This is a genomic window from Streptomyces hirsutus (genome assembly GCF_001418415.1).
Classification (GTDB): domain Bacteria; phylum Actinomycetota; class Actinomycetes; order Streptomycetales; family Streptomycetaceae; genus Streptomyces; species Streptomyces hirsutus.
The window spans coordinates 1-2,196 of the sequence record NZ_LIQT01000679.1 but is presented as its reverse complement, the minus strand read 5'-3'; the positions used below and the strand labels follow the sequence as shown (position 1 = coordinate 2,196).

The window sequence follows — 2,196 nt, the reverse complement described above, 5'->3', positions numbered from 1 at the left end:
CCTGCACTCTCATCTGCTACCACAGACTCACCAAATGAGATGACTTCTAAAGGCAACGGCGTTGCACGAGAAGGGACATGACCCAGCCCGACCGCTACGCGGTGGATCGAGGTTCAGATACCGAGCGCATCGAACAGGGCGTGTACCACGCGGTTGACGCCACCCGGGCCGGTCAGCAGAGCCTTGTCGTCCCGGTTGGTGAGGAACCCGCACTCGGCGATGAACGCTCGCTGGTTACCGGCCTCGACGGCTTTTCGGGTGCCGTAGTACTTCTTCAGGTTCTCGGTGTAATTGTCGTCCCGAAACCCGCCCGACCAACCGTGCTGTTCGTAGGCATGTTTCCATGCCTGAGCGAGAGACTGCCCTGCGGCGTTGCGGTAGCCGACGCTCGCCCCCCGCGCGTTCTGATGGGTCGAGCCGTCGCAGTGGAAGGCGACGAACGCGTCGCCGGCGTACTTCTCCAAGGGCTCGTCGGCCTTGATGACCCGCAGGTGCCAAAGCTCCCGGCCCGGCGGACCGGGCTTTCCGAGTTCCTCGGTACAGGCATCGGCCACCGCTTTCACAAACGCCTGTTCCCCTGGTGTGCCGGTGGCACCCGATGTACGGAAGCAATGGCCCATCTGCACCACGAGGATCCGTGCGGTCGGTCTCTTCTCCTCGTCCCGGGACCATGGCGGGGCATCGGACTCCTCGGCCGTGGCGTGGACAGGAGCGTCTGCGGCGTCGGGGAGAGACCGGTCGTTCTCCGGGCCGCCTTCGGCCTCGGCGTTGGGTTCGTCTTCGTGAGTCACGTGGGCTCCCGCTGAGGTGTTCTGTTCCGCGGTGGCGTAACTGGGAACGGCTGGCGTTTTGAGGCCTTCACCCCGCACCTGCGCCGTCAGGCCGACCTCATCGATCCTCTCCCCGGCGGGTCTCCGGCACCGACGTGGTGCCGGAGACCCGCCGGGGAGTGACTGCTCGCCCGTGACCGTCGGCCTGGCCTGGCCCGGTCTGCCGGGGTGCGTGGCAGGCCTTTCGATCACCGTCACACCGTCCGCACCGCACCGCAACACGGCGCCGTCCGTCGTGAGCCCGGTTCAAAAGCGTCGCCGGCCTGCGCGGGCGCAGCTTCGCCTGCCTCCGCGGTACCACCGGTGCGTCTTACCGAACGTCAAGGTTCAGCCCTGGTGACAGCTGCCGTGCAGGCGCCTGGGGTGTTCGACTCCGCCGCGCAGCCGGACACATCTTCGGCGGTCACGCCGCGCAGCGGGAAAATCGACATCCTGTGCGTCGGGGATGGTTACCTCGGCCTGGCCGACGACGCGATCCAGGATCTCCCGGTCCGCAGCGCCTTCGGGTGAGCTCAGTTCGCGAGCTGCTCCCGCGCCGAACTGTTCCACCGTCACGCTCCCCGTCTCCGGCAGCCCCGCGGCCGTCCAGGTTACCTGGGCGCGGGGGACGGAACCCTCGGCGTCGTCGAGGAGGATCTTCTTGGCCAGGTTGACCGTGAGCGCACCCTGAGGTTCCCCCGCTGTGCGGGAGGTGCTGACTAGCTGGTCAGAGCGGGTTGATGCGGTTTCAGGTTCACCGGTTCGGCCGCTGCCTGTTCAGCGTAGTGCTTCTCCTCGAACTCGATCGGGCTGAGGTAGCCGAGCCGCTTCTGGATGCGGCGGGGGTTATAGAAGCCGTCGAGGTACTCGAAGAGCGCGAGGTTCGCCTCGGCCCGGGTCGCGAAGACGCGGCCGCGGAGGCACTCGCTCTTGACCAGCAGGCAGGGGCCTCCCCCTGAGTAGTGGACACGCTGATACTGGATCTGCTTGATCCGGAGGAAGCGAGAAGACCGCCGATGGCGATGAAGGACTACTCGGACGAGTTCAAGGCCGATGCCGTGGCCCTGTACGAGTCCACGCCCGGGGCGACGTACAAGAGCATCGCCGCCGACCTGGGCATCAACCGGGCCACCCTGCGTGAGTGGGTGCTGCGGGACCGTGACCGCCGCGGTGTCGCCGCCACGGCCCCCTCGTCGGGCGGGCAGATGGCGGCCCGGGCCGGGAAGACGGTGCCGTCCGAGGATCCGGACGAGCGGATCCGGCAGCTGGAAGCGAGGGTGGCCGAGCTCGAGGCGAGTGAGCGGAAGCTCGCCACCGAGCGGGACATACTCCGCAAGGCGGCCAAATATTTCGCCGGGGAGACCAACTGGTGAGGAGCCGTAATTTA

General features: G+C 67.1%; 4 protein-coding genes. 2 read left to right on the top strand and 2 right to left on the bottom strand.

The features are described 5' to 3' along the window. Positions 1 to 113 precede the first annotated feature (113 nt). Positions 114 to 1,028 carry an N-acetylmuramoyl-L-alanine amidase gene (locus AOK11_RS37320; RefSeq protein WP_157869536.1) on the bottom strand — a complete coding sequence of 305 codons (915 nt, stop codon included), beginning with the start codon at positions 1,026 to 1,028 and terminating at the stop codon, positions 114 to 116. 138 nt (positions 1,029 to 1,166) lie between these two features. Between AOK11_RS37320 and AOK11_RS43225 the strand changes: the two genes are divergently transcribed. Beyond that, positions 1,167 to 1,340, top strand: coding sequence for a hypothetical protein (locus AOK11_RS43225; protein WP_157869535.1), 174 nt, complete (start codon positions 1,167 to 1,169; stop codon positions 1,338 to 1,340). A 188-nt stretch (positions 1,341 to 1,528) separates the two neighbouring features. Here the strand turns inward: AOK11_RS43225 and AOK11_RS46960 are convergent, their stop codons facing one another. After that, positions 1,529 to 1,747: an IS3 family transposase gene (locus AOK11_RS46960; RefSeq protein ID WP_381179563.1), complete on the bottom strand. Its 219-nt coding sequence runs from the start codon at positions 1,745 to 1,747 to the stop codon at positions 1,529 to 1,531. A gap of 78 nt (positions 1,748 to 1,825) precedes the next feature. On the opposite strand from AOK11_RS46960, the gene AOK11_RS37310 reads away from it, so the two are divergent. Beyond that, the gene (locus tag AOK11_RS37310; RefSeq protein ID WP_055598060.1) at positions 1,826 to 2,182 is read left to right on the top strand and encodes a transposase; all 357 of its coding nucleotides are present in this window, start codon (positions 1,826 to 1,828) and stop codon (positions 2,180 to 2,182) included. Positions 2,183 to 2,196 lie beyond the last annotated feature (14 nt).